The sequence below is a fragment of the Amycolatopsis sp. NPDC049688 genome (assembly GCF_040674975.1).
Taxonomy (GTDB): Bacteria; Actinomycetota; Actinomycetes; order Mycobacteriales; family Pseudonocardiaceae; genus Amycolatopsis.
The window spans coordinates 310,299-336,931 of record NZ_JBFANY010000008.1 but is presented as its reverse complement, the minus strand read 5'-3'; the positions used below and the strand labels follow the sequence as shown (position 1 = coordinate 336,931).

The 26,633-nt window shown below is 71.7% G+C and carries 24 protein-coding genes; 10 read left to right on the top strand and 14 right to left on the bottom strand.

All coding sequences use genetic code 11. The annotated features are described in order from the left end of the window. Nucleotides 1-11 precede the first annotated feature (11 nt). Complete coding sequence (gene ndk / locus AB0J55_RS26355) at nucleotides 12-422, bottom strand: nucleoside-diphosphate kinase (RefSeq protein WP_043777641.1); 411 nt, start codon at nucleotides 420-422, stop codon at nucleotides 12-14. A 115-nt stretch (nucleotides 423-537) separates the two neighbouring features. Further along, entirely contained in the window at nucleotides 538-2,085 is a 1,548-nt protein-coding gene (locus tag AB0J55_RS26350) for an alkaline phosphatase D family protein (RefSeq protein ID WP_364253670.1), read from the bottom strand. A gap of 124 nt (nucleotides 2,086-2,209) precedes the next feature. On the opposite strand from AB0J55_RS26350, the gene AB0J55_RS26345 reads away from it, so the two are divergent. Further along, nucleotides 2,210-4,567: a penicillin acylase family protein gene (locus AB0J55_RS26345; protein ID WP_364253667.1), complete on the top strand. Its 2,358-nt coding sequence runs from the start codon at nucleotides 2,210-2,212 to the stop codon at nucleotides 4,565-4,567. A gap of 22 nt (nucleotides 4,568-4,589) precedes the next feature. On the opposite strand, the gene AB0J55_RS26340 is transcribed toward AB0J55_RS26345, so the two are convergent. After that, nucleotides 4,590-5,159 carry a TetR family transcriptional regulator gene (locus AB0J55_RS26340; RefSeq protein ID WP_364253664.1) on the bottom strand — a complete coding sequence of 190 codons (570 nt, stop codon included), beginning with the start codon at nucleotides 5,157-5,159 and terminating at the stop codon, nucleotides 4,590-4,592. 88 nt (nucleotides 5,160-5,247) lie between these two features. On the opposite strand from AB0J55_RS26340, the gene AB0J55_RS26335 reads away from it, so the two are divergent. Continuing rightward, complete coding sequence (locus tag AB0J55_RS26335) at nucleotides 5,248-6,141, top strand: SDR family oxidoreductase (RefSeq protein WP_364253661.1); 894 nt, start codon at nucleotides 5,248-5,250, stop codon at nucleotides 6,139-6,141. Between the two features lie 4 nt (nucleotides 6,142-6,145). Here the strand turns inward: AB0J55_RS26335 and AB0J55_RS26330 are convergent, their stop codons facing one another. Together AB0J55_RS26330 and AB0J55_RS26325 are read right to left on the bottom strand one after the other, a co-directional pair. Continuing rightward, nucleotides 6,146-6,535: a DUF4233 domain-containing protein gene (locus AB0J55_RS26330; RefSeq protein ID WP_364253658.1), complete on the bottom strand. Its 390-nt coding sequence runs from the start codon at nucleotides 6,533-6,535 to the stop codon at nucleotides 6,146-6,148. Then, the gene (locus AB0J55_RS26325; protein WP_364253655.1) at nucleotides 6,532-8,187 is read right to left on the bottom strand and encodes a folylpolyglutamate synthase/dihydrofolate synthase family protein; all 1,656 of its coding nucleotides are present in this window, start codon (nucleotides 8,185-8,187) and stop codon (nucleotides 6,532-6,534) included. The genes AB0J55_RS26330 and AB0J55_RS26325 overlap by 4 nt, the downstream gene beginning before the upstream one ends. A gap of 75 nt (nucleotides 8,188-8,262) precedes the next feature. Here AB0J55_RS26325 and AB0J55_RS26320 point away from each other — a divergent pair, with 75 nt between their 5' ends. Further along, the gene (locus tag AB0J55_RS26320; RefSeq protein ID WP_364253652.1) at nucleotides 8,263-8,898 is read left to right on the top strand and encodes a class I SAM-dependent methyltransferase; all 636 of its coding nucleotides are present in this window, start codon (nucleotides 8,263-8,265) and stop codon (nucleotides 8,896-8,898) included. A gap of 16 nt (nucleotides 8,899-8,914) precedes the next feature. Here the strand turns inward: AB0J55_RS26320 and AB0J55_RS26315 are convergent, their stop codons facing one another. Then, nucleotides 8,915-9,691 carry an alpha/beta hydrolase gene (locus AB0J55_RS26315; protein ID WP_364253649.1) on the bottom strand — a complete coding sequence of 259 codons (777 nt, stop codon included), beginning with the start codon at nucleotides 9,689-9,691 and terminating at the stop codon, nucleotides 8,915-8,917. Between the two features lie 11 nt (nucleotides 9,692-9,702). Next, nucleotides 9,703-10,464: an alpha/beta hydrolase gene (locus tag AB0J55_RS26310; protein WP_364253646.1), complete on the bottom strand. Its 762-nt coding sequence runs from the start codon at nucleotides 10,462-10,464 to the stop codon at nucleotides 9,703-9,705. 86 nt (nucleotides 10,465-10,550) lie between these two features. On the opposite strand from AB0J55_RS26310, the gene AB0J55_RS26305 reads away from it, so the two are divergent. Then, nucleotides 10,551-11,438, top strand: a complete 888-nt coding sequence (locus AB0J55_RS26305) for a LysR family transcriptional regulator (protein ID WP_364253643.1) — start codon at nucleotides 10,551-10,553, stop codon at nucleotides 11,436-11,438. An 84-nt stretch (nucleotides 11,439-11,522) separates the two neighbouring features. Here AB0J55_RS26305 and AB0J55_RS26300 read toward each other — a convergent pair whose 3' ends face one another. Next, nucleotides 11,523-14,144, bottom strand: coding sequence for a valine--tRNA ligase (locus AB0J55_RS26300; RefSeq protein ID WP_364253640.1), 2,622 nt, complete (start codon nucleotides 14,142-14,144; stop codon nucleotides 11,523-11,525). Nucleotides 14,145-14,200: 56 nt separating this feature from the next. Here AB0J55_RS26300 and AB0J55_RS26295 point away from each other — a divergent pair, with 56 nt between their 5' ends. The 5 genes from AB0J55_RS26295 to AB0J55_RS26275 all read left to right on the top strand — a co-directional run bounded on the left by AB0J55_RS26295 (nucleotide 14,201) and on the right by AB0J55_RS26275 (nucleotide 19,744). Next, nucleotides 14,201-14,494, top strand: coding sequence for a hypothetical protein (locus AB0J55_RS26295; protein WP_364253638.1), 294 nt, complete (start codon nucleotides 14,201-14,203; stop codon nucleotides 14,492-14,494). A 50-nt stretch (nucleotides 14,495-14,544) separates the two neighbouring features. Continuing rightward, nucleotides 14,545-15,540 (top strand): hypothetical protein, encoded by a 996-nt coding sequence (locus AB0J55_RS26290; protein ID WP_364253635.1) that lies wholly within the window; start codon nucleotides 14,545-14,547, stop codon nucleotides 15,538-15,540. 44 nt (nucleotides 15,541-15,584) lie between these two features. Beyond that, entirely contained in the window at nucleotides 15,585-16,022 is a 438-nt protein-coding gene (locus tag AB0J55_RS26285; protein WP_364253632.1) for a MarR family transcriptional regulator, read from the top strand. A 71-nt stretch (nucleotides 16,023-16,093) separates the two neighbouring features. Continuing rightward, entirely contained in the window at nucleotides 16,094-17,395 is a 1,302-nt protein-coding gene (locus tag AB0J55_RS26280) for an MFS transporter (protein ID WP_364253629.1), read from the top strand. Between the two features lie 42 nt (nucleotides 17,396-17,437). After that, complete coding sequence (locus AB0J55_RS26275; protein WP_364253627.1) at nucleotides 17,438-19,744, top strand: FdhF/YdeP family oxidoreductase; 2,307 nt, start codon at nucleotides 17,438-17,440, stop codon at nucleotides 19,742-19,744. Here the strand turns inward: AB0J55_RS26275 and AB0J55_RS26270 are convergent. The 5 genes from AB0J55_RS26270 to AB0J55_RS26250 all read right to left on the bottom strand — a co-directional run bounded on the left by AB0J55_RS26270 (nucleotide 19,735) and on the right by AB0J55_RS26250 (nucleotide 24,256). After that, nucleotides 19,735-20,343 (bottom strand): hypothetical protein, encoded by a 609-nt coding sequence (locus AB0J55_RS26270; protein ID WP_364253624.1) that lies wholly within the window; start codon nucleotides 20,341-20,343, stop codon nucleotides 19,735-19,737. The two genes, AB0J55_RS26275 and AB0J55_RS26270, sit on opposite strands and share 10 nt — an antisense overlap. A gap of 227 nt (nucleotides 20,344-20,570) precedes the next feature. Then, nucleotides 20,571-21,977, bottom strand: coding sequence for an LCP family protein (locus tag AB0J55_RS26265; protein ID WP_364253621.1), 1,407 nt, complete (start codon nucleotides 21,975-21,977; stop codon nucleotides 20,571-20,573). A gap of 49 nt (nucleotides 21,978-22,026) precedes the next feature. After that, nucleotides 22,027-22,779 (bottom strand): SDR family oxidoreductase, encoded by a 753-nt coding sequence (locus AB0J55_RS26260; RefSeq protein ID WP_364253618.1) that lies wholly within the window; start codon nucleotides 22,777-22,779, stop codon nucleotides 22,027-22,029. Then, nucleotides 22,776-22,901, bottom strand: a complete 126-nt coding sequence (locus AB0J55_RS26255) for a hypothetical protein (protein WP_364253615.1) — start codon at nucleotides 22,899-22,901, stop codon at nucleotides 22,776-22,778. Before AB0J55_RS26255 ends, AB0J55_RS26260 begins: the two co-directional genes overlap by 4 nt. Continuing rightward, nucleotides 22,901-24,256: an OFA family MFS transporter gene (locus tag AB0J55_RS26250; RefSeq protein ID WP_364253612.1), complete on the bottom strand. Its 1,356-nt coding sequence runs from the start codon at nucleotides 24,254-24,256 to the stop codon at nucleotides 22,901-22,903. Before AB0J55_RS26250 ends, AB0J55_RS26255 begins: the two co-directional genes overlap by 1 nt. Before the next feature lie 102 nt (nucleotides 24,257-24,358). Between AB0J55_RS26250 and fdhD the strand changes: the two genes are divergently transcribed. Then, nucleotides 24,359-25,183 (top strand): formate dehydrogenase accessory sulfurtransferase FdhD, encoded by an 825-nt coding sequence (gene fdhD / locus AB0J55_RS26245; protein ID WP_364253609.1) that lies wholly within the window; start codon nucleotides 24,359-24,361, stop codon nucleotides 25,181-25,183. Here fdhD and AB0J55_RS26240 read toward each other — a convergent pair. Beyond that, entirely contained in the window at nucleotides 25,180-26,619 is a 1,440-nt protein-coding gene (locus AB0J55_RS26240) for a carotenoid oxygenase family protein (protein WP_364253606.1), read from the bottom strand. The genes fdhD and AB0J55_RS26240 overlap by 4 nt on opposite strands. Nucleotides 26,620-26,633: the final 14 nt, after the last annotated feature.

Sequence of the window (26,633 nt, the reverse complement as noted above, 5' to 3'; positions counted from 1 at the left end):
GTCCGGGAGGATCACAGGTCGGGGAACCAGAGCTTCAGCTCGCGCTCGGCCGACTCCGGCGAGTCCGAGCCGTGGACCAGGTTGTACTGGGTCTCCAGCGCGAAGTCGCCGCGGATGGTGCCCGGGGTGGCCTTCTCGACCGGGTCGGTGCCGCCGGCGAGCTGGCGGAACGCCGCGATGGCGCGGGGGCCTTCGACGGCGAGCGCGACGAGCGGGCCCGAGGTGATGAACTCCAGCAGGTCGCCGAAGAACGGACGCTCCTTGTGCTCGGCGTAGTGCTCCTCGGCCAGCGCCTGCGGAACGGTCCGCAGCTCGAGCGCGGCGAGCTTGAGGCCCTTGCGCTCGATCCGCGAGACGACCTCGCCGACGAGGCCGCGCGCGACGCCATCGGGCTTGACCAGGACCAGCGTGCGTTCAGTCACGACGGTGTTTCTCCTTAATGCTGTTTCGGGGGTCCGGGTGGCGAAGCCCCCGGCCCGGGGCGAAGCCCCGGATGTCACTGCGGTTTTCGGTGCGCGCGAGCCTAGCCGACCCTGCTCAGCGGCCTTGCGGGTGCAGCTTCTTCGACCACAGCGACGCCCCGGTGGCGTCCCGGAGGTCGACGGTGAGGTCGCCGCTCGCGCCGTCGACGTTCAGCTCGCCGAAGTGCTGGAAGCCGTCGATCGGGGCGGTGTTCGCCGCCGGCGGGGCGTGCACGAACACCGCCTCCGGGCCGAACGTCGGGTCCAGCGTGTTCGGCCCGAACGCGCCCGCGTTCAGCGGCCCGGACACGAACTCCCAGAACGGGTCGAAGTCCTGGAAGGCCGCCCGGTCGGGCGAGTAGTGGTGCGCCGCGGTGTAGTGGACGTCGGCGGTCAGCCAGACGACGTTGCGGACGCGGCGGCGCTGGATCTCCCGCAGCACCCAGGCCAGCTCGGTTTCCCGCCCGCCCGGCGCGCCCGGCAGGTTGTTGGCGACGGCTTCGATGTTGGCGCCGTCCGGGACGACCAGGCCCAGCGGCATGTCGGCCTGGACGATCTTCCACGTCGCCGTGCTGCGGCCGAGCGCGTCGGCCAGCCAGCGGGCCTGGGCGTCGCCGAGGATGTAGCCCGGCTTCGTCTGGTCGGCCGTGTTGGCGTTGCGGTAGGTCCGCATGTCCAGCACGAAGATTTCGACGCGGGAGCCGTAGGTGAAGCTGCGGTAGACGCGGCCGTCGACGGCCCGGCGCGGGTCGATCGGGTGCCACTCGTGGAAGGCCTGGTAGGCCCGCGGCGCGAGGACGTCGACGCGCTTCTCGGTGTAGGCCGGGTTGTCGAGGATCTTGCCCGGGTACCAGTTGTTCAGGACTTCGTGGTCGTCCCACTGGACGTAGGCGGGCACCTGCGCGGCGAAGCGCTTGAAGTTGTCGTCCAGCCGGTTGTAGGCGTGCTGGCCGCGGAACTCGTCCAGCGTCTCGGCGACCTTCGCCTTCTCGGGCGTGACGATGTTGCGCCAGGTCCGGCCGCCGGGGAGGGTGACCGTCTCGGTCAGCGGGCCGTCGGAGTACACCGTGTCGCCGCTGTGCAGGAACAGGTCCGGGCAGCGGGCGGCCATCGCCGAAAAGATCGTCATCCCGCCGAGAGCCGGGTTGATGCCCCAGTTCTGGCCGACCACGTCACCCGACCACAGGATGCGGGCGTCGCGGCGGCCCACCGGCGCGGTGGCGAACCGGCCGGTCAGCGGCTCGCTCGTGGCGCGCCCGTCGAGGGCTTCGGCCGTGACGCGGTAGTGGTACTCGGTGCCCGGCTGCAGCGCGGGGACGCGCACGCGGCCGGTGCCGCCGCTGTCCGGGCCCACCAGCGGGCCGGGGACGCGGCGGGCGTGCCGGAACGACGGGTCCCGCGCGATCTCGACGACCAGGCGCGACGGCCGGTCCGCGCGGGACCAGACGATCGCCGAGCCCGGTGTGACGTCGCCGGACTGGACGCCGTGGGTGAGCACCGGCCGGTCGCGGCGGACGAGGGGGACCGCGGCGAACGCCGTGGACGGCACGACGAGGCCGGCGGCCACGGCGGAGGCGCCGGTGAGCCCGGCCTTGAGGAGGGTGCGGCGGGAGTGTTCGGTCATGCGCGGTTTCTATCCCGCCGCAGCCAACACCGGCTTGCGCGCGGGTGAACGAATACCGGGGGTTTCCCCCATGTCCGGACGTCATCGCCGTCGGTAGCGTGGCGATCACGACAAGGGGGTACGAATGATGCACTTCCGGAAGGCGCTGGCCGTTTTCTCGGCCGCGCTGGGGTTGACCACACTCGGTGCCGGGGTCGCGGACGCCGGGGAGGACAGCGCGAAAGCCGTCCTGCGCTACACCGAACACGGCATCCCGCACATCGTCGCCAAGGACTTCGCCGGCCTCGGCTACGGATACGGCTACGCGGCGGCGACCGACAACGTCTGCGAGCTCGCGAAGATCTACGTCACGGTGAGCGCGCAGCGGTCGCGGTACTTCGGCCCGGACGGCGAGGGCTACCGGTCGCTGTCCGAGGCGAAGGACAACCTGCACAGCGACCTGTTCTTCCAGCAGCTCAACGACTCCGGCGTGGTCGACCGGCTGGTCGCGCAGCCCGCGCCGCAGGGACCACGCCCCGAGGTCCGGCAGGTCGTTTCGGGCTACGTCAAGGGGTTCAACAGCTACCTCGCCCGCACCGGCCGGTCCGGGATCACCGACCCGGCCTGCCGCGGCGCGGACTGGGTCCGGCCGATCACCGAACAGGACTTCTACCGCCACTTCTACGCCATCGCCGTCACCGGCGGCCTGGGCTTCGTCACCGAGGGGCTGTTCGCGACACCGCCGTCCGGCACCGCGGCCGCGAGTCCGGGCACGGCCGCGCAGCTGTCGGCGAGCCTGCGCGACGGGCTCGGCAAGGGCGGCCTGGGCAGCAACGGCATCGCGGTCGGCAGCGACGGGACCGCGGCGGGCAAAGGCAGCGTCCTGCTCGGCAACCCGCACTACCCGTGGCACGACGGACGGCGGTTCTGGCAGAGCCAGCTGACCATCCCGGGCCGGGTCGACGTGGCCGGCGCGAGCCTGCTCGGCATGCCGTTCGTGATGATCGGGCACACCGCCGACGCGGCCTGGACGCACACGGTGTCCACGCCGGTCACGTTCGGCCTGTTCGAGGTGCCGCTGACGCCCGGCGATCCGACGACGTACCTCGTCGACGGCAAGGCCGAGAAGATGACCTCCCGCGACGTCACGGTCCAGGTGCGCCAGGCCGACGGCTCGCTGAAGCCGGTCCGCCAGACGTTCTGGGCGACGCGGTACGGGCCGGTCCTGAACGACGTCGGCGGCTTCCCGGTGCCGTGGACGGCGAAGTCGGCGTACGCGCTGCGGGACGCCAACGCGACCAACATGCGCGGGTTGAACACGTGGTTCGAACTCGACCAGGCCCGCAGCACGGCCGACATCGTCCGCACGCTCAGCAGCACCCAGGGCGTGCCGTGGGTCAACACGATCGCCACCGACCGGGCGGGCAACGCCCTCTACGCCGACATCCAGGTCGTCCCGCACGTCACCGACGAACTGGCCGCGAAGTGCAGCACACCGGTGGGGCAGGCGACCTTCGCCGAAGACGGACTGCCCATTTTGGACGGTGGAAGGTCGGCGTGCCGGTGGGGTTCCGACCCGGGCGCGCTGGAGCCGGGGCTCTTCCCGCCGTCACGGCTGCCGCAGCAGCAACGCCGGGACTACGAGCTGAACACGAACGACAGCGCATGGCTGGCGAACGCCCGCGCGCCGATCACCGGCTACCCGCGGATCGTCGGCGACCAGGCCACCGAGCGCAACCCCCGCACCCGGGAAGCGTTGCTCACGGCCGAAAAGGGCGGCTTCAGCACGGATTCGATGAAGAAGATGCTCTTCACCGACCACAGCTTGATCGCCGACCTCGCGGCGGCGGACCTGGCGAAGCTGTGCGCATCGTTCCCGGACGGCCAGGCGCCGTCGTCGACCGGCCCGGTGCCGGTCGGGCCGGCGTGCACCGCGCTGGCGAACTGGGACCACACGTACTCGCTCGACAGCCGGGGTTCGCTGCTGTTCCAGCGGTTCGCGGTGCGGCTGGGCGGAGTGGCGCGGTTCGCCGTGCCGTTCGACCCGAAGGCGCCGCTGACCACGCCGAACACGCTCAACGTCGGCGATGCGGGCGTCCGGCAGGCGTTCGGGAACGCGCTCGCCGAGCTGCGTGCGGCGGGGCTCGCCCCGGACGCGCGGCTGCGCGACGGCCAGTCCGTCACCCGCAACGGTGAGCGCATCCCGATCCACGGCGCCCAGGGCCTCCTCGGTGTGCTCAACGTGATGACGCCGGTGTGGGACCCGGCGCACGGGAACACCGAGGTCGCGCACGGGTCGAGCTACCTCCAGGTGGTGGGGTTCAGCGGGCACGGGTGCCCGGACGCCTCGACGTTGCTGACGTACTCGCAGTCGGCCAACCCGGCGTCGCCGTACTTCAGCGACCAGACGAAGCTCTACAGCCGCGGTGAGTGGGTGAAGGGCCGGTTCTGCGAGGCCGACATCCTGCGCTCCCCCGCGCTGCGGGTGGTCGTGCTGCGCTGACCGTCTCGGCGGAGGCGGGCGCTCAGCCGCCTGCCTCCGCCGACAGCGCGCGCAGATCGGCGAAGGCCTCGTCGAGGTGCTCGTCCAGGCTGCGCGCGGATTCCCGGATCCACGCTCCGGCCGCGTGGTGGAAGGTGACCCAGCCGACGTGGGCGGCCAGCGCGGCGAGCCGGTCTTCGACCCCGCGCTCGCCCAGCGCCGCCGCCAGGGCATCGGCCATCGCCGCGGCCTTGGCCAGATCGCGCTCGCGCAGCGCCGGGGTCGCGGCGATGACCGCCAGCCGCGGTTCGGCGAACGCCCGGTTCCCCTCGAGGATCCCCGCCGCCTTCCGGAAGGCGCGGAACAGGACTTCGAGCGGCGGCAGGTCCTCGGGCGTGTCGGCCACCGTCCGGGTCAGGTCCGCGCGCAGGGCGGCTTCGCCGTCGAACAGCACTTCGCGCTTGTCCGGGAAGTGCCGGAAGAACGTGCGCTCGGTGACGCCGGCCCTGGCGGCGATCTCGGCCGTGGTGGTCCGGTCGAACCCGCGCTCTCCGTACAGCTCCAGGGCCGCCTGCTGGAGGCGGCGGCGCGCTTCTTCTCCGCTGCGTGGCACGGTCTCAGCCTACCGGTAGCGGCAGTGACTGACACTACGCGGTAGAGTTCGTAGCGTCAGTCACTGTCACTACCCCGGGGAGAGCCCCATGCACGTCTTCGTCACCGGCGGGTCCGGCCTGACCGGCCCCACCGTCGTCGCCGAGCTGATCGCGGCCGGCCACACCGTCACCGGCCTCGCGCGTTCGGCCGCGGCCGCCGCCCGGCTGGCCTCGCTCGGCGCCACCCCGCACCCCGGCTCGCTCGACGATCCCGGCAGCCTGCGCGCGGGCGCCGAAGCCGCCGACGGCGTCCTGCACATGGCCTTCGGCGGCGACTTCAGCGATCCCGAGGACATGATGCGCCGCGACACGACCGCCATCGAAACCCTCGGTGGCGCACTGGAGCACACGGGAAAGCCGTTCGTGAGCACGTCCGGCACGCTGGTCATGCCCGCCGGCCGGGAAAGCACCGAGCGGGACGAGCCCGACCCGGCCGGGCTCGCGGCGTTCCGGATCGCGGGCGAGCGGGCCTGCCTGGCCTTCGCCGGGCGTGGCGTGCGGGCGAGCGTGGTCCGCCTCGCGCCCACGGTCCACGGCCCCGGCGACTACGGCTTCATCGGCATGCTGGTCGACACCGCCCGCAAGACCGGCAAGTCGGCCTACGTCGGCGACGGCGCCAACCGCTGGCCGGCGGTGCACCGCCTCGACGCGGCCGCGCTGTTCCGCTTGGCTTTGGAGGCCGCGCCGCCGGGCCGCGTGCTGCACGGCGCAGCGGAGAACGTCCCGTTCCGGAGCATCGCCGAGACGATCGGCCGCGGTCTGGACCTGCCGGTGGTTTCCCTGACGCCGGAGGAGGCCGCCGGGCACTTCGCGAGCCCGTTCATGGCGCGGGTCTACGGCTTCGACGCGCCGGTCTCCAGCGCCTTGACGCGGGAGCTGCTCGGCTGGTCACCCCGCCACCCGTCGCTGCTCGACGACGTGGCCGGCGGCGACTACCTCTGACGGGTCACGGCTGGGGCTGCTGGCTCGCCAGCGTCCCGGCCGCCATCCGGCGCGCGACATCCCGGCGCAGCCACAGCAGCCACAGCCACACCGCCAGGAAGATCACGCCCAGCACCGCGATCGCCGGCAGCCAGAACACCAGCGCGACGAGCACCACCTGCAACACCAGGATCAGCGGCACCGCCCACGGGCGCTTGACGAACCCGCAGGTCACGATCAGCAGGACCGCCACCGCGATGACCGTCCAGCCGGTGCCCGTCGAGATCCCGCCGCCCAGTTTGTTCACCACCGGGAGGGCGAGGGCGACCGTGATCGCCTCCATGATCAGCGTTCCCGACATCACGCCGCGGAAGCCCTTCATCGGGTCCTTGGGCTTCTGCGCAGGCGTCGTCACGCCGGCTCCTTCCCGAAGAGCGTGCGCGCCTCACCCGCCGTGACCACCGAGCCCGTCACCAGCACGCCGCCGCCCGCCAGGGGTTCCTCCGGGTCGTCGTTGGTCTCCACCAGCGCGATCGCCGTCTCGATCGCCGTCTCCAGGTCCGTTTCGGCGACCACGCGGTCCTCACCGAACACCGAGATCGCCAGCTCGTTCAGCTCCTCCAGCGGCATCGACCGGGGCGAGGAGTTGCGCGTCACGACGATGTCCGAGACCACCGGCTCCAGCGCGTCGAGGATGCCGTGGGCGTCCTTCTCGGCCATCACGCCGACCACCGCGACCAGGCGGCGGAAGGCGAACTCCTCGGACACCGTCGTCGCGAGCGCGCGGGCGCCGTGCGGGTTGTGCGCCGCGTCGAGCAGGACCGTCGGGGCCGAGCGGACGCGCTCGAGCCGTCCCGGCGTCTCGACCTCGGCGAACGCCTCGCGCACCGCCTCGACGACCAGCTGCTTGTCCTTGCCCGCGCCGAAGAACGCCTCGACCGCGGCCAGCGCCAGCGCGGCGTTCGCGGCCTGGTGGGCGCCGTGCAGCGGGAGGAAGATCTGGTCGTACACGCCGCCGAGGCCCTGCAGCTTCAGCAGCTGCCCGCCGACGGCGATCTCCTTCTCCAGCACGCCGAACTCGCTGCCCGCGCGGGCGACCGCGGCGTCGACCTCGACCGCGCGCTCCAGCAGCACCTTCAGCACCTCGGGGTCCTGCTCGGCGATCACCGCGACCGAGCCGGGCTTGATGATGCCCGCCTTTTCGCGCGCCGCGCTCACCGCGTCGGGCCCCAGGTACTCGACGTGGTCGAGCCCGATCGGCGTGATGACGGCGACGTCGGCGTCGGCGACGTTCGTGGCGTCCCAGGCGCCGCCCAGGCCCGCTTCGAGCACCGCCGCCTCGACCGGGGCGTCGGCGAACGCGGCGAACGCCATCCCGGTGAGGATCTCGAACTTGCTCATCTCGACGCCGTCGGCCGAAGCACCGTCCACCATGGACACGTACGGTGCGATGTCGTGCCACAGCTCGGCGTAGCGCGCGGCGGAGATCGGCCGGCCGTCGAGCGCGATCCGCTCGGTGACCAGCTGCAGGTGCGGGCTCGTGTAGCGGCCGACGCGCAGGCCCATCCGGGTCAGCAGCGCGTCGATCATCCGGGCCGTGGAGCCCTTGCCGTTCGTGCCGGCCACGTGCAGCACCGGGTAGCCGCGGTTCGGCTCGCCCAGCAGCTGCGTCAGCGCCGAAATGCGGGTCAGCGACGGCTCGATCTTCGTCTCCGGCCAGCGCTGGTTCAGCTCGGCCTCGACGGCCATCAGCTCGCGCCGCGCTTCGGGGCCGTCCGGGTCGCCGTACTCGACCTGTTCGCCCTGGTCGTCCAGCTCGTGGAGCTCGGTGTCCTCGGGCACGGTGAGGTCGGGCACCGGGCCGGTGGCGAGGTTGTCGCCCAGCTGGCCGACCCCGCCGATGCCGCCGCGCGAGCCGCCGCCGGCTTCGAACGCGGTGTCGCGGACGTCCAGTTCCGGGTCGTGGTCGTCGGACTCCTCGTACCCCGACGTCCCCAGTTCGTCGACGCCCGCGAAGCTGTCCAGATCCGACAGGTCCGGCTTGCGACCTGTCTCATCCTGCGGCACTGAATCTCCTCCGGCCTGGGGTTTTCGCACTTGCCTTCCGAGTCTACGTGCGTGCGGAGGTGGCACTCTCGACGCATGCCGTTCAACCACAACGACCACTACCACCCGCTGCTGCTGGACCTGCTGCCGCCGGGGCCGGGCATCGCGCTGGACGTCGGCTGCGGCACCGGCCGGTTCGCCCGGCGGCTGGCCGCGACCGGGATGGCGGTGGAGGCGGTCGACGTCTCGGCGGCGATGGTCGAGGCGGCGGCCGGGCTGGGCTCGCCGGGGCCGGGCGAGATCGTCTACCGGCAGGCCGACATCACCACCGACCCGCTGCCCGAGGCCCACTACGACTACATCTCGTGCATCGCGTCGCTGCACCACGTGCCGTTCGCGACGGTCACCAAGCTGCGCCGCGCGCTGGTGCCGGGCGGGGTGCTCGCGGTGCTCGGCCTGGCCCGGCCGAGCACCCCGGTGGACTGGGCGCAGGCGCTCGCCGCGGTCCCGGTCAACGCGCTGGCGCGCCTGGTCGTCTACGCCGGCGAGCGGCTGAACGGCGGCCCCGAGGAGGGCCCGACCGCCCCGGTCGCCGACGACTACCCGACGCTGGCCGAGCTGCGCCGCGAGTCGGCCCGGCTGCTGCCGGGGAGCACGGTCCGGCCGCTGCTGTTCTGGCGCACGTTGATCACTTACCGTGAGCAGGGCGACGGTGACCCGGCTGACGGGTGACGTCCGTCGCGGTGACTCAGGGCGTCGAACGGACGAAGTCCAGGACGACCCGGGCGAACTCGTCCGGCAGCTCGGCCGGGGCGCCGTGCCCCGCGTCGATCTCGGCGGCACGCGCGTCCGGGATCGCGGCGACCAGCGCCCGCTGCTGGCCGGCGGTGACGATCCGGTCGTGCGCGCTGCCGAGCACGAGGACCGGCGCGGTGATGTTCCCGAGGACGGGCCGCAGGTCGACGGCGCGGTCGGCCGCGATCTGCCGGTCCGCGCCGGGCTGGATCACCGTTTCGAGGGTCTTGACGAACTGTTCGTTGCTCTCCGCGGTCGCTTGTTCCCAGTAGCGCGGGCCGAAGGCCATCAGCGGGAGCATCCGGGCGAAGGTTCCCGTTTCGAGCAGGTCCAGCCAGTAGCGGAACTCGGCGTCCTGCCGGGTGTCGGTGACCGGCCACGCGGCGTGCAGGACCGCGTTCCGGACGCGGTCCGGGTGAGTGCCGGCCAGCTGCGCCGCCACGACCGCGCCGAGCGAGTGCCCGGCGACGTGGGCGGTCCCGAACCCGGCGTGGTCCAGGACGGCCGTCGCCTGGGCGGCGAGGGCTTCGACGGTGATCGGGCCGCCGTCGTCGGTGGTCAGGCCGGAGCCGGGGAAGTCCGGGGCCAGGACGGTGAAGCCGTGCGCCTGCGCGGTCAGCGGCGCCCACTGCTCGCGGGAGGCGGCGGTGCCGTGGAGCAGGAGCAGGGCGGGGCCGTCGCCGGTCCGGTCGTAGTGGACGACGGCGTCTTCGAGGGTCACTTTCGGCATGGTCGTGTCCTTCAGGCGATCTGGCGGAGGGCGGCGGTGAAGGCGCGCGGCTTTTCCTGGTGGGGCAGGTGCCCGCAGCCGGCGAGGACGTGCACGCGGGCGCCGGGTGTCCGGGCGGCGCAGGTGCGCGGCACTTCGAGCGGGATTTCGGCGTCGAGCTCGCCGTGCAGGTAGGTGATCGGGACGGCGAGGTTCGCGAGCCGGGGCCGCGGGTCGTAGGTGGTGCACTCGGTGAACAGCTCGTCGATGTAGACGCCGGAGTCGAGCAGCTGGCGGATCGTCCAGTCGACGAGCCCGCGCGCGGTGCCGGGGGCGAACCAGTTCGGCACCCAGTCCTCGAGCGTGCCCGCCCGGTCGTCGACGAGCCGTTTTCGCAGGTCGTGGACCTTGTCGAGCATGCCGGTGCCGGGCCAGTAGCCGGGGCTGCCGACGGCGACGACACGTTCGACGAGCTCGGGCCGGGCGAGCGCCAGCTCGGTGGCGAAGATGCCGCCGATGCTCGACCCGACGACCGCGGGGGTGATACCGAGCCGTTCGATGAGGCCGGCGACGTCGGCGGCGATCCGGGCGATGGTGTTGCCCTCGGCGGGGTGGTCGGATCGGCCGCAACCGCGCCAGTCGAGCGTGACGACGCGGTGGTCGCGCACGAGGTCGGGCAGGCACGACTGCCAGACACGGGCGCTGGTCCCCCAGCCGTGCAGGAACAGCAGGGCGGGGCCGGTGCCGGCGTCTTCGTAGTGCAAGCGGGTGTGGTCGATTTCCAGGAACGGCATGCAGGTGATGGAACCGTGCTCGCTCGCGATCATCGATGAGCAATCCGCTCCTACACTGATCACGGATACTGATGAATGGGGGCGGTGTGGAGCTGCGTCAGCTGAAGTACTTCGTGACGGTGGCGGAGGAGCTGCACTTCGGCCGCGCGGCGGAGCGGCTGCACATCGTCCAGCCGGCGGTGAGCCAGCAGGTGCGGCGGCTGGAGCGGGAGCTGGGGGTGGCGTTGTTCACCCGCACGACGCGTTCGGTGGTGCTGACGGAGGCGGGGCAGCGGTTCCTGCCGGAGGCGCGGGCGGTGCTGGCGGCGGCGCGGCGGGCGGAGGATTCGGTCGTGTCGTCCCGGCCTTCGGAAGCGTTGGTCCGCCTGGGGACCAGCGAGGGACTCGGCGACCGGCTGGACGGGTTGCTTCGGGCGTTCGCGCGGCTGTGCCCGTCGGCGTCTCTGGAGTTGCTTCACGCGCCGACCCTCGACCGGCTTCAGCGGGTTCGGGACGGTGCTTTGGATGCGACGATCGTGCGGGGGTCTTGGCCCGCTTCGGGGCTTGACCTCACTCCGTTGTGGATGGACGAGGTCGTGGTGGCGTTGCCTTCAGCGCATCCTCTGGCTGCGGGCGACGTGGTCGCTTTCGAGTCACTGGCCCCGCTTCCGGCGCGGTTGAGCCCGCCTTCGCGGAACCGGCCGCTGTACGACCTGGTGATGTCCTGCTGCCGGGAGGCGGGCTTCGAGCCGGTGCTGGGCAAGGAGTTCACGACGGCGCAGGACACGTTGGGAACGCTGGGGTTCGGGCATCCACACTGGACGGTGTTCTACCGGGCGCACGCGAACCTGCTGCCGATACCGGGGGTGGCGTTCCGCCCGCTGCGGAACCCGACCCCGCGGATGCAGACGTACCTGGCAACGCCTTCGGACCGGCGGCTGACTCCGGAGCTGGTGGCGTTGATCGAAGCCGCGCGGGAAACGGAAGGGGGCTGAGCGGCCCCGTTTCCCCGCTGCTCGAGCTGACCACGACAAAGCCCGGCACCCCACGAAGGAGCGCCGGGCTTCGGCCGAACGACCTCAGGAAGCCGGCAGAGCCGCCAAGCGAGCGGTGATCCGCTCGATGTCCGCCGCCGCGGTCTCCTGGCGGGTCTTGATCTTGGCCACCACCTGCTCCGGGGCCTTCGCGATGAACGCCTCGTTGCCCAGCTTCGCCTCCGTCTGGGTCAGCTCCTTCCGAGCCGCCGCCAGGTCCTTCTCCAAACGCTTGCGCTCGGCGGCCACGTCGACCGTTCCCGACAGGTCCAGCTCCACCGTCACCACGCCGTCCGCCAGGGCCACCTCCAGGGACGCACTCGCCGCGAAGTCGTCCGAAGGCGCGGTCAACCGGACCAGCGAACGGATCGCCGATTCGTGGCCGCCCGCGTAACCCGCCAGGCGGGCCGCCACCTTCTGGCCCGGCTTCAGGCCCTGGTCCGCGCGGAAGCGGCGGATCTCCGTCACCAGTTTCTGGACGTCCGCGATGCGGGCGTCGGCCGCAGGATCCGCGTAACCCTCGAACGGGACCGGCCAGGCGGCGATCACCAGCGACTCGCCGCCGGTCAGGGCCGTCCAGAGCTTCTCCGTGATGAACGGGATGAACGGGTGCAGCAGCCTGAGCACCGTGTCCAGCACGTGCCCCAGCACCGACCGGGTCGCGGCGACCCGGGAGGAATCTCCTTGGTACAGCTGGACCTTCGCCAGCTCCAGGTACCAGTCGCACAGCTCGTTCCAGGTGAACTGGTAGAGCGCGCCCGCCACCTTCGCGAACTGGAAGTCCTCGAACAGGCCGTCCACTTCGGACACCAGCGCCGAGAGGCGGCCCAGGATCCAGCGGTCGGACTCCGTCAAATCAGCGGCAGGAGGCAGCGGCGAAGCGACCGAAGCCCCGTTCATCATCGCGAACTTCGTCGCGTTCCACAGCTTCGTGCAGAAGTTGCGGGAACCCGCCGCCCACTCGTCGGCCAGGGCCATGTCCGCGCCCGGGTTGGCGCCGCGGGCCAGGGTGAACCTGGTCGCGTCCGCGCCGTACGCGTCCATCCACTCCAGCGGGTCGATCACGTTGCCGCGGGACTTCGACATCTTCTTGCCCTGCGCGTCGCGGATCAGCCCGTGCAGGTACACGTGGTCGAACGGCTGCTTCCCGTGCATCTGGTGCACGCCGAACATCATCATCCGGACCACCCAGAAGAACAGGATGTCGTAGCCCGTCGACAGCACGCTGGTCGGGTAGAAGCGAGCCAGGTCGTCGGAAGACGACGGCCAGCCCAGCGTCGACATCGGCCACAGGCCCGACGAGAACCACGTGTCCAGCACGTCCGGGTCCTGCGTCCAGCCCTCCCCGGACGGCGGCTGCTCGTCCGGGCCGACGCACACCACTTCGCCGTCCGGGCCGTAGTACACCGGGATGCGGTGGCCCCACCACAGCTGGCGCGAGATCGTCCAGTCGTGCATGTTGTCGACCCAGTCGAAGTAGCGCTTGCCCAGCTCCGGCGGGTGGATCTTGGTCCGGCCGTCGCGGACCGCGTCGCCCGCGAGGCGCGCCAGCTCCTCGACCTTCACCCACCACTGCAGTGACAGCCGCGGCTCGACCACCGTGTCACACCGCGAGCAGTGGCCCACCGCGTGCACGTACGGCCGCTTCTCGGCGACGATCCGGCCGGCCTCCCGCAGCGCGGCGACGACCGCCGGGCGCGCCTCGAACCGGTCGAGACCCTCGAACGGCCCCGGCGCGGTGATCTCCGCACGCTCGTTCATGATCGTCAGCATCGGCAGGTCGTGGCGGCGGCCGATTTCGAAGTCGTTCGGGTCGTGCGCCGGGGTGACCTTCACCGCACCCGTGCCGAACTCGGGGTCGACGTGCTTGTCGGCCACGATCGGGATGCGGCGGCCGGTCAGCGGCAGCTCGACCTCGGTGCCGACCAGGTGCGCGTACCGCTCGTCGTCCGGGTGGACGGCGACCGCGGTGTCGCCCAGCATCGTCTCCGCGCGGGTGGTCGCCACCACGATGGCGTGGTCGCCGTCGCCGTAGCGGATCGAGACGAGCTCGCCGTCGTCGTCGTTGTGGTCGACCTCGATGTCCGACAGCGCCGTCTGGCAGCGCGGGCACCAGTTGATGATCCGCTCGGCCCGGTAGATCAGGCCCTCGTCGTAGAAGTTCTTGAACACCGTCTGGACGGCCTTGGACAGGTTCTCGTCCATGGTGAACCGCTCACGCGACCAGTCCACGCCGTCGCCGAGGCGCTTCATCTGGCCGAGGATCTTGCCGCCGTACTCGGCCTTCCACTCCCAGACGCGCTCGACGAACTTCTCGCGGCCCAGGTCGTGGCGCGAAAGGCCCTCGCCGGCCAGCTGCCGCTCGACGACGTTCTGCGTCGCGATGCCGGCGTGGTCCATGCCCGGCAGCCACAGCACCTCGTAGCCCTGCATGCGACGGCGGCGGCTCATCGCGTCCATCAGGGTGTGGTTGAGGGCGTGGCCCATGTGCAGCGAACCGGTGACGTTCGGTGGCGGCAGTACGATCGAGAACGGCGGCTTCCCCGACGAGGCGTCGGCCGTGAAGTACCCGGCCGCTACCCAGCGGTCGTACATCGGTGCTTCCTCGGCGGCCGGGTCCCAGGCACCCGGAAGGTCGGTGGTCTGCTGCGGAGCGTTCTCGGTCACAATGGACAAGTCTACGAACCCGTCACCGCGGGTCACCCAGGGGGAAGGCACTCGGGATGGCAGAGCCTCGGCAGCCGCAGGATCCGGACGACCGGCGCCTCGAAACGCACCCGGACCTGATGAACCCGGACTGGCAGAAGTACGCCGAACGGGACGCCTGGCTGGGCGCGAAGAAGGACTTGAAGAAACGCCGCAAGCGGGAGCGCCGCGCGGGCGGCTTCCGGCAGCCCGGGCCCAGCCGCTGGCCGGGCGTGCTCGCCCTGCTGATCGTGGTCGCCCTGGTCGCCGCGGCGGTCGTCGTGCACCAGCTCCAGGGCGTCGGCGTCAACGAATTCGTCTACTTCGAGTAACGCCCGTCCCCCGTCGCCGATGATCAGTCATCGACCCTGGGGGAACGCACGTGGACGAGGACAACCTGCTCGACTCGCACCCGGACCTGATGGACCCGGACTGGCGCAAGCACGCGCAGACCGACGCCTGGCTGGGCGCGAAGAAGGATCGCAAGCAGTTCCGCAGGCAGCAGAAACGCGCCGCGCGCGGCCCGCGCCGCCGGTGGTGGGTCTTCGCGGTGTTCGTGCTGATCCTGGCCGTCACGACGGCGGCGATCGTGCTGGTCGGCCGCCACCCCGCCCAGGAGGCCGCGCCGCCGAACCCGACGTCGGTGCCGGACGTCGCCCCGGTCGACCTGGCCCGGCCGTACGCGCACACCCCCGCCGACACCTGGCCGAAGGGCCTCGACGGCATCACCTCCCCGGCCGCCGCGGCGATCGGCTCCTTCAAGGCCGACGCGGTCGCTGACGCCTACGCGAAGGTCCGGCAGGCCATCGCGGCCGCGAACCTCGACCCGGCCGTGCTCTACCGCCACGACACGAGCGCCTACCTCGCCGCGTTCGCCCCCGACCAGCGCGAACAGCTGGCGCCGAGGCTCGCCGAGAAGCCGTCGAAGGACGGCGGCTTCGACGCCTACGTGACGGAGATCGCCGACGGCTACCACCTCCTCGACGCGGGACCCCGCACGTTCGGCACGCTCACCGCGCGGGCCGGCGACAAGCCCGGCGAACTGGCCGTGGAGGCCAAGTACGTCATCGCCTACGCCTTCGACAGCCCGCACCCCAAGTCGCTGAGCAGCCCGAACGAGATCGTCAGCTTCCTGCGGGTGGACGAGACCTACGCGGTGGTCACCGGGTCCCGGGTCGCGAAGTCCAGCGTGGGCCTGTGGCTCGACGGCGGGCAGAGCGCACTCTCGTCGGTCGGCTGCGCCGCCGCCAAGGAGGGCTACCTCGCCCCCGGCTACGCCAACCCGCCGTCGGCCACGCCGGCGACCGGCGATCAGGACGCGCCCGGCTACTACGACCCGAAGTACCCGGTCCCGACGCTGGACGGCTGTCCCGCCTGACTTCCCGAGATGCACAGTCTGGACTGCACAGTTAGACTGTGTGCATGGGCGAAGTACCTCCGCACGTGGCCGAGAGCGCGGGCTGGATCCGCGGGGTCGTCGGGCAGCTGCACCGACGGCTGCGCCAGGTCGACAACGCCGGGATCCTGACGCCGTCGCAGTCCGCCGTGCTGAACCGGCTCCTGCGCGAAGGCCCGGCCACGCAGGGTGAGCTCGCCGCCGCAGAGCACGTGCGGCAGCAGTCGATGGCCGCCACCCTCGGCGTCCTCGACGAGCTCGGCTACCTCGCCCGCACGCCCGATCCGGCCGATCGGCGCCGCGTGGTGATCAGCCTCTCCGACACCGGGCGCGACACCGTGCGCGGGATCCAGCAGCACCGCGACGAGTGGCTGGCCCAGGCGCTCATGGACGAGCTGTCCCCCGCCGAACTCGACGCCGTCACCCGCGTGCTGCCGCTGCTGCAGCGCGTCGCCGAGCACTGAAGACTCAGGGAGTTCTCACGACCACCGTCTCCGCCCCCGCCAAGTTCGGCGCCCGCCTGGTCACCCCGCTGGTGGCCGGCGCGGTGCTCAACCCGATCAACTCCACGCTCATCGCCGTCGCGCTCGTGCCGATCGGGCAGAGCTTCGGCGCCGGCCCCGGCAAGACCGCCTGGCTCATCTCCGCGCTCTACCTGGCCACCGCGGTCGGGCAGCCGGTGGTGGGGCTGCTGGTGGACCGCTACGGCGCCCGCCGCGTCCTGCTCGGCGGGGCGGGCCTGGTGATCGTCGCCGGGATCGCGGGCCTGATCCCGATCTCCGTCGGCTGGCTGACCGGGGTGCGGGTCGTGCTGGGCCTGGGCACGTGCGCCGGGTTCCCGGCCGCGATGGCCGTCCTGCGCCACCACGCCGAAGCGCACGGCCAGGGCGTGCCCGCCCGCGTGCTGTCGGTGCTGTCGATGTCCGCGCAGACGGTGATGGTGATCGGCCCGACGCTGGGCGGGGTGCTGATCGGGCTGTTCGGCTGGCCGGCCATCTTCGCGGTGAACATCCCCCTGGCCGGGTTGTCGCTGGTGCTGGCCCTGCTGTGGGTGCCGAAGGACGAGCGCGGCGCACGCACCGCCACCCGGATCGACGTGCTCGGCATCGCGCTGTTCTCGGCGACCCTGCTCGCGTTGCTGTTCTTCCTGATGGACCCGGGTGCCGACGTCTGGCTGCTCGCCGTCGTCGCCGCGCTCGGGACCGCCTTCACCCTGGTCGAGCTGCGCCGCGACGCGCCCTTCCTCGACCTGCGGATGCTCGCGGCCAACCGGGCGATCCTGCGGACCTACCTCCGGCAGGCGCTCAGCTTCATGGCCATCTACGCGATCATGTTCGGCTACGTCCAGTGGCTGGAGACCGCGCGGCAGCTGTCCGAGGAGGCCGCCGGGCTGATGCTGCTGCCGATGTCGGGCACCGCCGTCTGCGCCGCGGCCTTCTCGGGACGCGCGTCCGGGATCAAGGCGCGGCTGGTCACCGTCGCGGTGGCCCTGGTCGGCGGCTCGGCGCTGCTGCTGCTCGTCCACGACGGCACCTGGGTGGGCGCGCTGCTCGCCTTGGCCGCGTTGTTCGGCTTGGCCCAGGGCCTGACCAGCGTCGCGAACCAGACGACGCTCTACCGCGAGGCCCCGGCCGAGCAGATGGGCACGGCGAGCGGCCTCTTCCGCACCGCCCAGTACCTCGGCGCGATCGTGGCGTCGACGCTCATCGCGCTCTGCTACGGCTCGCACGCCGACTCCGCGGGCCTGCACCGGCTGGCCGTCGCGCTCGTCGTCATCAGCGGCCTCCTGCTCGTCGTCACCCTCGCCGACCGCGGGCTGCGCGCCGGAAAGGCGTGACCCTCGTGGCGCCACGCGATCATCGAGGCGCACGATGAACGCATGACCCGTGAAGCGCCGGCGCAGGACGTGGACGAAACCCGCCTCGAGGTGGGCAAGCCGAAGGGCTGGGCGGCCGGGATACCCGGCGTCGCCGTGTCGCTCGCGCGCAGCGTCGAGCAGATGGGCACCGGGCGGACCATCAAGGCGCTGCGGCTGCTGAACCAGCGCGAAGGCTTCGACTGCCCGGGCTGCGCGTGGCCGGAACCCCGCGAGGTCGACGGCGAGAAGCGCAAGCTGGCCGAGTTCTGCGAAAACGGCGCCAAGGCCGTCGCCGAGGAGGCCACGAAACGGCGGGTGGACCGCGAGTTCTTCGCGCGGCACCCCGTCCGGGAGCTGAAGACCAAGACCGACTACTGGCTGGGCCAGCAGGGCCGGATCACCGAGCCGTTCGTGCTGCGCGCGGGCGCGACGCACTACGAGCCAATCTCCTGGGACGACGCGTTCGAGCTGGTCGCGGGCGAGCTCAAGGCGCTCACCGACCCGAACGAGGCGATCTTCTACACCTCCGGCCGGACCAGCAACGAGGCCGCGTTCCTCTACCAGCTGCTGGTGCGCTCCTTCGGCACCAACAACCTCCCCGACTGCAGCAACATGTGCCACGAGTCCTCGGGCGCGGCGCTGTCGGCCACCACCGGCGTCGGCAAGGGCTCGGTGAGCCTGGCCGACATCCACCGGGCCGACCTCATCGTCGTCGTCGGGCAGAACCCGGGCACCAACCACCCGCGGATGCTCTCGGCGCTCGAGGAGGCCAAGGGGAACGGCGCGAAGATCATCGCCGTCAACCCGCTGCCCGAGGCCGGGCTGATGCGGTTCAAGAACCCGCAGAACGTCCGCGGCGTCGTCGGCCAGGGCACGCCGCTGGCCGACGAGTTCGCCCAGATCCGCCTCGGCGGCGATCTGGCGCTGTTCCAGGCCGTCGGGCACCTGCTGCTGGCCTGGGACGCCGAAGCGCCGGGCGCGATCGTCGACCGCGACTTCGTCGACCGGGTCACCGAGGGCTTCGACGACTACGCCGAGCACCTTCGCGAACTGGACTGGACGGCGGTCGAGCGCGCGACCGGCCTGCCGCGCGAGCAGATCGAGCGCGTCGCCCGGATGATCGCGTCGTCCGAGCGCACGATCTACTGCTGGGCGATGGGGCTCACCCAGCACAAGCACGCCGTCCCGACGATCTCCGAGATCGCCAACCTGGCCCTGATGCGCGGCATGATCGGCAAGCCCGGCGCCGGCCTGTGCCCGGTGCGCGGGCACTCGAACGTCCAGGGCGACCGGACCATGGGCATCTGGGAGAAGATGCCGCAGTCGTTCCTCGACGCCCTCGCCGCCGAGTTCGGCATCGAGGTCCCCCGCGAGCACGGCTTCGACACCGTCGACGCGATCCGGGCGATGCGCGACGGCCGTGGCAAGGTGTTCTTCGCCGTCGGCGGCAACTTCGCGTCGGCCACCCCGGACTCGGAGCTGACCGAGAAGGCACTGAGCTCCTGCTCGCTGACGGTGCACGTGTCCACGAAGCTGAACCGGTCGCACGTCGTGCACGGCACCACGGCGCTGGTCCTGCCCACGCTCGGGCGGACCGAGCGGGACGTCCAGGCGTCGGGCGAGCAGTTCGTCACCGTCGAGGACTCGATGTCGCAGGTGCACACCTCGCGCGGGCGCCTGAAGCCGGCCAGCGAGCACCTGCTGTCCGAGGTCGCGATCCTCTGCCGGCTGGCCGAAAAGCTGTTCGGCGCGGGCCACGCCGTCCCCTGGCGGACGTTCGAGACCGACTACGACCTGGTCCGCGACCGGATTTCGCGGGTCGTGCCGGGCTGCCAGGACTACAACCGCCGCGTCCGCGAGCCGGACGGCTTCGTGCTGCCGCACGCCCCCCGCGACTCCCGCGAGTTCACCGGCACCGCGAACGGCAAGGGCAACTTCACCGTCTCGGAGCTGGAGTACCCGCAGGCGCCGGCGGGCCGGCTGCTGCTGCAGACCCTGCGCAGCCACGACCAGTACAACACCACGATCTACGGGCTGTCGGACCGCTACCGCGGCATCGAGAACGCCCGCCGGGTCGTGCTGGTGCACCCGGACGACCTGGCCGCGCTCGGCCTCGCCGACGGCGCCGTGGTCGATCTGGTCTCCGAGTGGCGCGACGGCGACCGGCGCGCGCCGGCGTTCCGGATCGTGGCGTACCCGACCGCCCGCGGCTGCGCGGCGGCGTACTTCCCGGAGGCGAACGCGCTGGTGCCGCTGGACTCGGTCGCGGACAAGTCGAACACGCCGGTGTCGAAGGCGATCGTGGTGCGGCTCGAACCTCAGCCCTGAAAGTTGCGCTGCAGGGTGCCGGTCATGTCCGTCATCGCGGCCTGGACGTTGTCCAGCGTCGCGGCCGTGATCAGCGCGGCCTCGGTGCCGCCGTCGGCCATGGCCAGCCCCAGCACGACGTTCCCGGTGCGCACGGCGGCCCACTGCTCGGCGACCCCGGCCTCGTCCCCGACCCCGGTGACGAGCCGGACGCCGGAGTGGTCGCCGAGCGCGTCGGTCATCAGCTGGCTCGCCTTCGTGGCGCCCTGCTCGGGGTCGGAATCGGTGAACCGCACCACGGCGATCGTCACCACCCGGTAGTCCTGCGGGTCGGCCTTCCCGCCGCCGAGGTCACGGGCGAACACGCGCTTGCAGCCGGTGGCCTCCGTGCCGTCGCCGGGCTGGTCCTCCGGGACCACCTTCGTGTCGGCGGTCTTCACCGAGCCGGCCGGGATTTCGACGGTCCCGGGCGCGAGCTGCGCCTGCAGGTTGACGCCGGGCAGCCGGCAGGCGTCGATCGCGCCGGGGTAGTGGACCGAAGCGGACGCCGACTGGCATCCGGCACAAAGCACGGCGAGGATCGGCAAGATCCACCGGCCGCGGGTGACGCTGCTGCGCATAAATCCCGGACTTTCCGTTTTCCCTGAAATTGACTTTCCACCGGGCTCACCGATCGGGTGAACTTTTCGGGCCGCCACGGGGTCCTGCCCGCCGACGGTCACCGCACCCTGCCTCACCAGTGCGGCAACGTCAAGACCAGTGACCCGGGTGGTCCGCCGTGGTCCGGTGCCGGGGAATTCCGGCAACATTTCAGGGAATCCGTCGAAATCCGGTTGCCCGGTGTCGATCAATAAACGCAGACGACCCCGCTCGAGGTGATCGTCTCGTCCCCGCCGGGGGCACCCCCGCCACCGGTCGCGCCGGGGCCGGAGTAGACCGTCCCGAGGACGACCTCGATGTGCCCGGCGGGGACCGCCGCGGACTCCTGCGTCGCCAGCCCGCCGAGCAGCTTCGCCACTTCGGCACCGCGCTCGGCGAGATCGGGGCCGAACCGGACCACCGACGTCCGCCGGCCGGCGGTGTTGCCGGTCGAACCCGGGGTGAACCCCTTGTCCTTGAGCACGCCCGCCACGCGGGCCGCGAGACCCTCCTTCGGGCCCGCGTTGGCGACGTCGACGGTGACCGGGGCGGCCGGCTTGCCGGACGGCGCCGGCGGGGTCCCGATCAGGCTCGCCGCGAAGGCCTTCACCGCGGCCGGGTCGACCTGCACCGCCGTCGCGCGCGGGTCGCTCTTGCTGTAGCGGTAGTCGACGTTCACCACCGGGATCGTCGCGAACTGGATCCCGCCACCGCTGACCCCGCGCATCTGGGCGACGAAGTCGAGGAGGTTCCACGAGGCGTCCAGCACCACCGAGCGCTTGACGGCGTCGATCAGGTCCGACAGCTTCCCCGGGTCGGTCAGCGTGCCCGCCGACAGCACCTGCCGCGCCAGCCCGGCGAGGAACACCTGCTGCCGCCGGACGCGGGCGAGGTCGGTACCCGGGAGGCCGTCACGCTGCCGGACGAAGGCGAGCGCGTCGGCCCCGGAGATGCGCTGCTCCCCGGCCGGGAAGTCCGCACCCGAGTTCTTGTCCTTGGTGGCTTCCTTGAGGCAGACGTCGACACCGCCGACGGCCTTGCTGATCTCGTAGAAGCTGAGCAGGTTGACCTCGGCGAAGTGGTCGATCTTGACGCCGGTGAGGTCCTCGACGGCCTGCCGCGTCGCACGCCGTCCGGCCGTCAGGGCGCCCTGGTCGATCTTGGCCTTGTCGGTCTCGCCCGCCTCGCGCAGCCGCCGCGCCTCGGCGGCCTTCGCCCGCCCGAAGGCGGCGTTGATCTTCCCGTTCCCGCCCGGCATCGACACGTAGCTGTCGCGCGGGATGGAGAAGGCCTTGACCTCCTTGGTGCCGTTCGGGATGCGCAGCACGATCAGGGTGTCGGTGAGGTCGTCGCCGTTGGCCCCGACGCGCAGCTCCCGCAGGACGTCCGGAGGCAGCGGGTTGCCCTGCTGGTCGGCGCGCGAATCCCGGCCGACGAGCAGGATGTCGAGCGAGCCGTCGGCGGGCTGCTCCCCCGGCTTCGTCCCGGGATCGGCGTCGATGACGCTGTCCCGCGACACCTCGTCGAGGGAGTGGAGGTTCGCGTAGCCGTACGCCGTGCCGCCGAAGACGACCAGGGCCAGCCCGGCGACGGCGATCTTCCCCAGAACATGCACGCCCTACTCGACGCCCGGGCGGCGCGCCCTGCTGCACGGGTGACCGGAGTCACATCCGCAGGTGCGAAGCTCCGTTGAGGTCGAGGATCGCGCCGGAGGCCCAGGTCGCTTCGGCGGAAGCGAGGTACACCACCGCCGCCGCGACCTCCTCGGGCGTGCCGACCCGGCCGAACGGGCTCTGCGCGCGCAGGGCGTCGTCGATCCGGTCCGCCACGCGCTCGGTGGCGGTGAAGCCGGGCGCCACCGACGTGACGGAGATCCCGTGCGGCGCGAGGGAGACGGCGAGCGACTGGCCGAAGGCGTGCAGCGCGGCCTTGCTCGCCCCGTACGCCGGGTGGTCGGGCTCGCCCTTGAAGGCGCCCCGCGACCCGATGTTGACGATCCGGCCCGGGACACCGCGCCCGATCAGGTGGCGGGCGACGCAGTAGCTCAGGTTCGCGGCGCCGACGAGGTTGACGTCGACGGTGCGCCGCCAGATCGCCTGCCAGTCCGCATAGGACACCGCGCCGACCGGGTGCGCGGTGTCCGGCGACGTCGCGACCGCGGCGTTGTTGACCAGCACGTCGACCCCGCCGAGCCCGGCCTCGGCCGCGTCGGCGATCTTGCGGGCCGCCTCGGGGTCGGCGAGGTCACCGCTGATCAGCAGGTGCCCTTCGCCGGGGAGCGCTTTCAGCGTCTCTTCGGCGTCGGCGACGCGATGTCCATAGTGGACGGCCACGCGGTCGCCGCGGGCCGCGAACGCCGTGGCCACGGCGCGCCCGATACCGCGGGACGCGCCGGTGACCAGGACTCCCCTGCTCATCCGAACAGCTGCACCAGCTTCAGGAACAGCTGGTACACCCCGTACCCGAACGGGAGCACCACCCACGCCCAGGCCAGCACGATCAGCGGCACCCGGGCGGGTTTCGTCGACGGTTCGCTCATCACGCCTCACTCCTCGCGGCCGCGACCGCCGGCCGCGGCTCGTGGAACTTCTCCTTGACCGGGCGCACCAGCTCGTTGGCCACGAAACCGACCACCAGCAGGCCGATCATGATGTAGAACGACGTCGTGTACAGGTCGGGGCCGGACTTGCCCGCCGCCTTCTCGCCGTCGGCGATGCGGTTGACGATCAGCGGGCCGAGCACGCCGGCCACCGACCACGCCGTGAGCAGGCGGCCGTGGATCGCGCCCACCTGGTAGGTGCCGAAGAGGTCCTTCAGGTACGCCGGGACCGTCGCGAACCCGCCGCCGTAGAACGACAGGATCACCATCGCGCACAGGATGAACACGAGCTTCGACGAGTTCTGCGTCAGCGCGATCACCAGGTACAGCAGCGCGCCCACCCCGAGGTAGGTGCGGTAGATGTTCTTGCGGCCGACCAGGTCCGAAGTGGACGACCAGACGAACCGGCCGAGCATGTTGCACAGCGACAGCAGCGCGACGAACCCGGCCGCCGCGGCCACGCCCACCGGTGTCGACGTGCCCTTGAAGAAGTCCTGGATCATCGGCGACGCCTTCTCCAGGATGCCGATGCCAGCTGTGACGTTGAAGCACAGGACGACCCACAGGCACCAGAACTGCGGCGTCTTGATCGCGTTGGCGGCCGAGACGTTCGCCGTGCTGATCATCGCCCGGCCGTGGTCGGTCTTCGGCTCCCAGCCCGCCGGCTTCCAGTCGTCGGCCGGGACGCGCACGAGCAGCCAGCCCATCGACATGAACACCGCGTAGACGATCCCGTGGATCAGGAACGCCGTCGCGATCGTGCTCGTCGTCGGCGCGGTGCCCAGCATCGACGACGACCACGGCGAGGCGATCAGCGCGCCGCCGCCGAAGCCCATGATCGCGATCCCGGTGGCCATGCCCGGCCGGTCCGGGAACCACTTGATCAGCGTCGACACCGGCGAGATGTAGCCGATCCCGAGCCCGACCCCGCCGATGCCGCCGTAGCCGACCACGACCAGCCAGAACTGCCCGGTCGCCACGCCGAGCGCGGCGACGAGGAACCCGCTGGCGAAGCAGCACATCGACACGAACATCGCCCAGCGCGGGCCGTTCTTCTCGACGAGCGTGCCGCCGAACGCGGCGGACAGCCCGAGCATGACGATGCCGAGCTGGAACGGCAGCGAACTCTGCGTGCCGTTGAGGTGCATCGTCTTCTCGAGCGGGGTCTTGAAGACGCTCCACGCGTAGGCCTGCCCGATCGACAGGTGTACCGAAAGGGCCGCCGGCGGCACCAGCCAGCGCGTCCAGCCTGGCGGTGCCACGATCCGGGATCGGTCCAGGAAGCCGAGAGCCATCGGTTCCCTCCGTACTCTGGGGGTGATGGTGGGAATGTATTACCAAATACCCGCTGTTGCACCATACGAGTGTCAAACTTCCGGGCAGGGAAAGGTGTGCCGATGGGCAGGGTTACCGTGCGCAGGCCGGTGCGGCGGATCTCCGCGGCCGGGGACCGGCGCCGTCCCGACGCGCTCGCCGCCGAAGAACCCCTGGAACTACGGGTCGGCGGCCGCGCGCTGGCGGTCACCATGCGCACGCCCGGGCACGACGTCGAGCTGGCCCACGGCTTCCTGTTGTCCGAAGGTGTCATCGGCGGCCGCGAGGACATCGCCGTCGCCCGCTACTGCGACGGCGTCGACGACCAGGGCCGCAACACCTACAACGTGCTGGACATCGCGCTGGCCGACGGCGTGGCGCCGCCGGACACGGGCGTCGAGCGCAACTTCTACACCACCTCTTCGTGTGGCGTCTGCGGCAAGGCGGCCCTCGACGCGGTCAAGCTCCGCACCCGCTTCTCCCCCGCTTCGGCGGCGTTCGCGGTGAAGAGCGAGACGCTGGCCGGGTTGCCGGACGCCCTGCGCGCCCGGCAGAAGGTGTTCGCCAGCACCGGCGGCCTCCACGCGGCGGCCCTGTTCACCCCGGACGGCGGGCTCGACGTCGTCCGCGAGGACGTCGGACGGCACAACGCTGTCGACAAGGTCCTCGGCTGGGCCGTCCTCGACGGCCGGATCCCGGCGCCCGGCCACGGCCTGCTGGTGTCCGGGCGCGCCTCGTTCGAGCTGGTGCAGAAGGCCGCGATGGCCGGGATCGGCCTGCTGGCCGCGGTGTCCGCGCCGTCGTCGCTGGCGGTGGAGCTGGCCGAGGAGAACGGGATGACCCTCGTCGGCTTCCTGCGCGGCGACTCGATGAACCTCTACACCGGCGACCACCGCGTCCTGACCTAGACCGACTCCACCCAGTTGCCGTGGAAGCCGTGCGGCACGCGGTCGGGCAGGTGGACCGCCGCCACCGTCTCCAGCGTGCCCGCGTCCAGGATGGTCAGGTCGCTGCGCCGGGTCGCCGGGTCGAACACGAAACCCAGCAGGACACCGTCGTCCTCCGCCGCGTCCTCGTGGCGGGGGACGAACACGAATTCGCCGGGCTGGCGGCCCGCGCCGAACGCGCGCTCGGCGCGGGCGCCGGTCTGGAAGTCGTGTTTGTACAGCGAGCCGCCGGGCTCCGCGCCGCCGTCGGCCGACATCGCGTAGCCGTAGCGGTGGCGGCGGCCGACCAGGCGCTCGTCGACGCGCGGGAACTCCTGGCCGCGGTCGTCGAGCCGCTCCTCCAGCACCTTGCCCGCGGCCAGGTCGACGGTCCAGCGGTCCAGCGTCGGGCCGCCTTCGCCCGGGCCGTGCAGCTCGGTGTCGAACATCTTCGGGTGGCGGACGACGTCGAGCACGATGCTGTCGCCGTCGTCGTAGGCGTTGAGCGGGTGGAAGACGTAGCACGGCTCGACCTCGAACCAGCGGACGTCGCCGGCGCCGCCCTCGCGCGGCATGACCCCGATCCGGGCCGGGTACTTCGGGTTCCAGCGGTAGGGCAGGCCGCCGTTCGCGCCGGTCTTGCGGGCCATCATCGCGGTCACCGGGTCCGGCACGCGGACCTTGCCGACCATGGCCGACACGACCAGCTTCGCCGGTGTGCGCAGGACCCCCGGCACGCTCGCGGAGACCGCGCGCTCGGCGTCGAACGTGACCGGCAGGTCGTAGAAGACGACGTGGCGCTCGGTCAGCGAGAAGTCGTGCATCATCGGCGCCCCGGTGACCTCGACGTCGACCGTGCGGCGGACGCGGCCGCCCGCGTCGATCACCGAGTACTGGACCTTGTTCCCCATGCCGAAGAAGTACGAGACGGCGTGCAGCTCGCCGGTGCGCGGGTCGCGCTTGGGGTGGGCGGTGTAACCGCCGGGCAGCGTGCCGTCGAAGTCGCAGCGGCCGACGGTGTCGAGCTCGTCGGTGAGCTCGTAGATCGGCGCGCCCGCCTCCATCAGGGCGAGCGTCTTGCCCGCGTGCCCGATGACGTTGGTGTTGGCGCCGAGGGCGTCCAGCCCGCAGAACCGGCTCGCGTCCTCACCGTTCAGCGTCGCGGCGACGGCGGGGTTGCGGATCCACCGGTTGCGGTACCACTCGGCCTTCCCGTCGCGCAGGCGCACGCCGTGGACCATGCCGTCGCCCATGAACCAGTGGTAGGCCGCCGGGTCCACTTCGGACAGCGGATTGGGGCCGTTGCGCAGGTAGCGGCCGTCGAGGAACTCCGGGATCGCACCCGTGACGGCGAGCTCGGTGATCGTGTACTCCCGGCTGACCGGGGCGAAGTTGCCCTCGAGGAACTTGTTGCCCATGCGATCCTCCATAA

Coding starts and splice junctions, on each gene's coding strand:
- AB0J55_RS26240 (WP_364253606.1), bottom strand. CDS start 26,619: ATGGGCAACAAGTTCCTCGAGGGCAACTTCGCCCCGGTCAGCCGGGAG.
- fdhD (WP_364253609.1), top strand. CDS start 24,359: ATGGGCAGGGTTACCGTGCGCAGGCCGGTGCGGCGGATCTCCGCGGCC.
- AB0J55_RS26345 (WP_364253667.1), top strand. CDS start 2,210: ATGATGCACTTCCGGAAGGCGCTGGCCGTTTTCTCGGCCGCGCTGGGG.
- AB0J55_RS26250 (WP_364253612.1), bottom strand. CDS start 24,256: ATGGCTCTCGGCTTCCTGGACCGATCCCGGATCGTGGCACCGCCAGGC.
- AB0J55_RS26275 (WP_364253627.1), top strand. CDS start 17,438: ATGACCCGTGAAGCGCCGGCGCAGGACGTGGACGAAACCCGCCTCGAG.
- AB0J55_RS26315 (WP_364253649.1), bottom strand. CDS start 9,691: ATGCCGAAAGTGACCCTCGAAGACGCCGTCGTCCACTACGACCGGACC.
- AB0J55_RS26320 (WP_364253652.1), top strand. CDS start 8,263: ATGCCGTTCAACCACAACGACCACTACCACCCGCTGCTGCTGGACCTG.
- AB0J55_RS26310 (WP_364253646.1), bottom strand. CDS start 10,464: ATGCCGTTCCTGGAAATCGACCACACCCGCTTGCACTACGAAGACGCC.
- AB0J55_RS26335 (WP_364253661.1), top strand. CDS start 5,248: ATGCACGTCTTCGTCACCGGCGGGTCCGGCCTGACCGGCCCCACCGTC.
- AB0J55_RS26285 (WP_364253632.1), top strand. CDS start 15,585: ATGGGCGAAGTACCTCCGCACGTGGCCGAGAGCGCGGGCTGGATCCGC.
- AB0J55_RS26260 (WP_364253618.1), bottom strand. CDS start 22,779: ATGAGCAGGGGAGTCCTGGTCACCGGCGCGTCCCGCGGTATCGGGCGC.
- AB0J55_RS26255 (WP_364253615.1), bottom strand. CDS start 22,901: ATGAGCGAACCGTCGACGAAACCCGCCCGGGTGCCGCTGATCGTGCTG.
- AB0J55_RS26295 (WP_364253638.1), top strand. CDS start 14,201: ATGGCAGAGCCTCGGCAGCCGCAGGATCCGGACGACCGGCGCCTCGAA.
- AB0J55_RS26350 (WP_364253670.1), bottom strand. CDS start 2,085: ATGACCGAACACTCCCGCCGCACCCTCCTCAAGGCCGGGCTCACCGGC.
- AB0J55_RS26270 (WP_364253624.1), bottom strand. CDS start 20,343: ATGCGCAGCAGCGTCACCCGCGGCCGGTGGATCTTGCCGATCCTCGCC.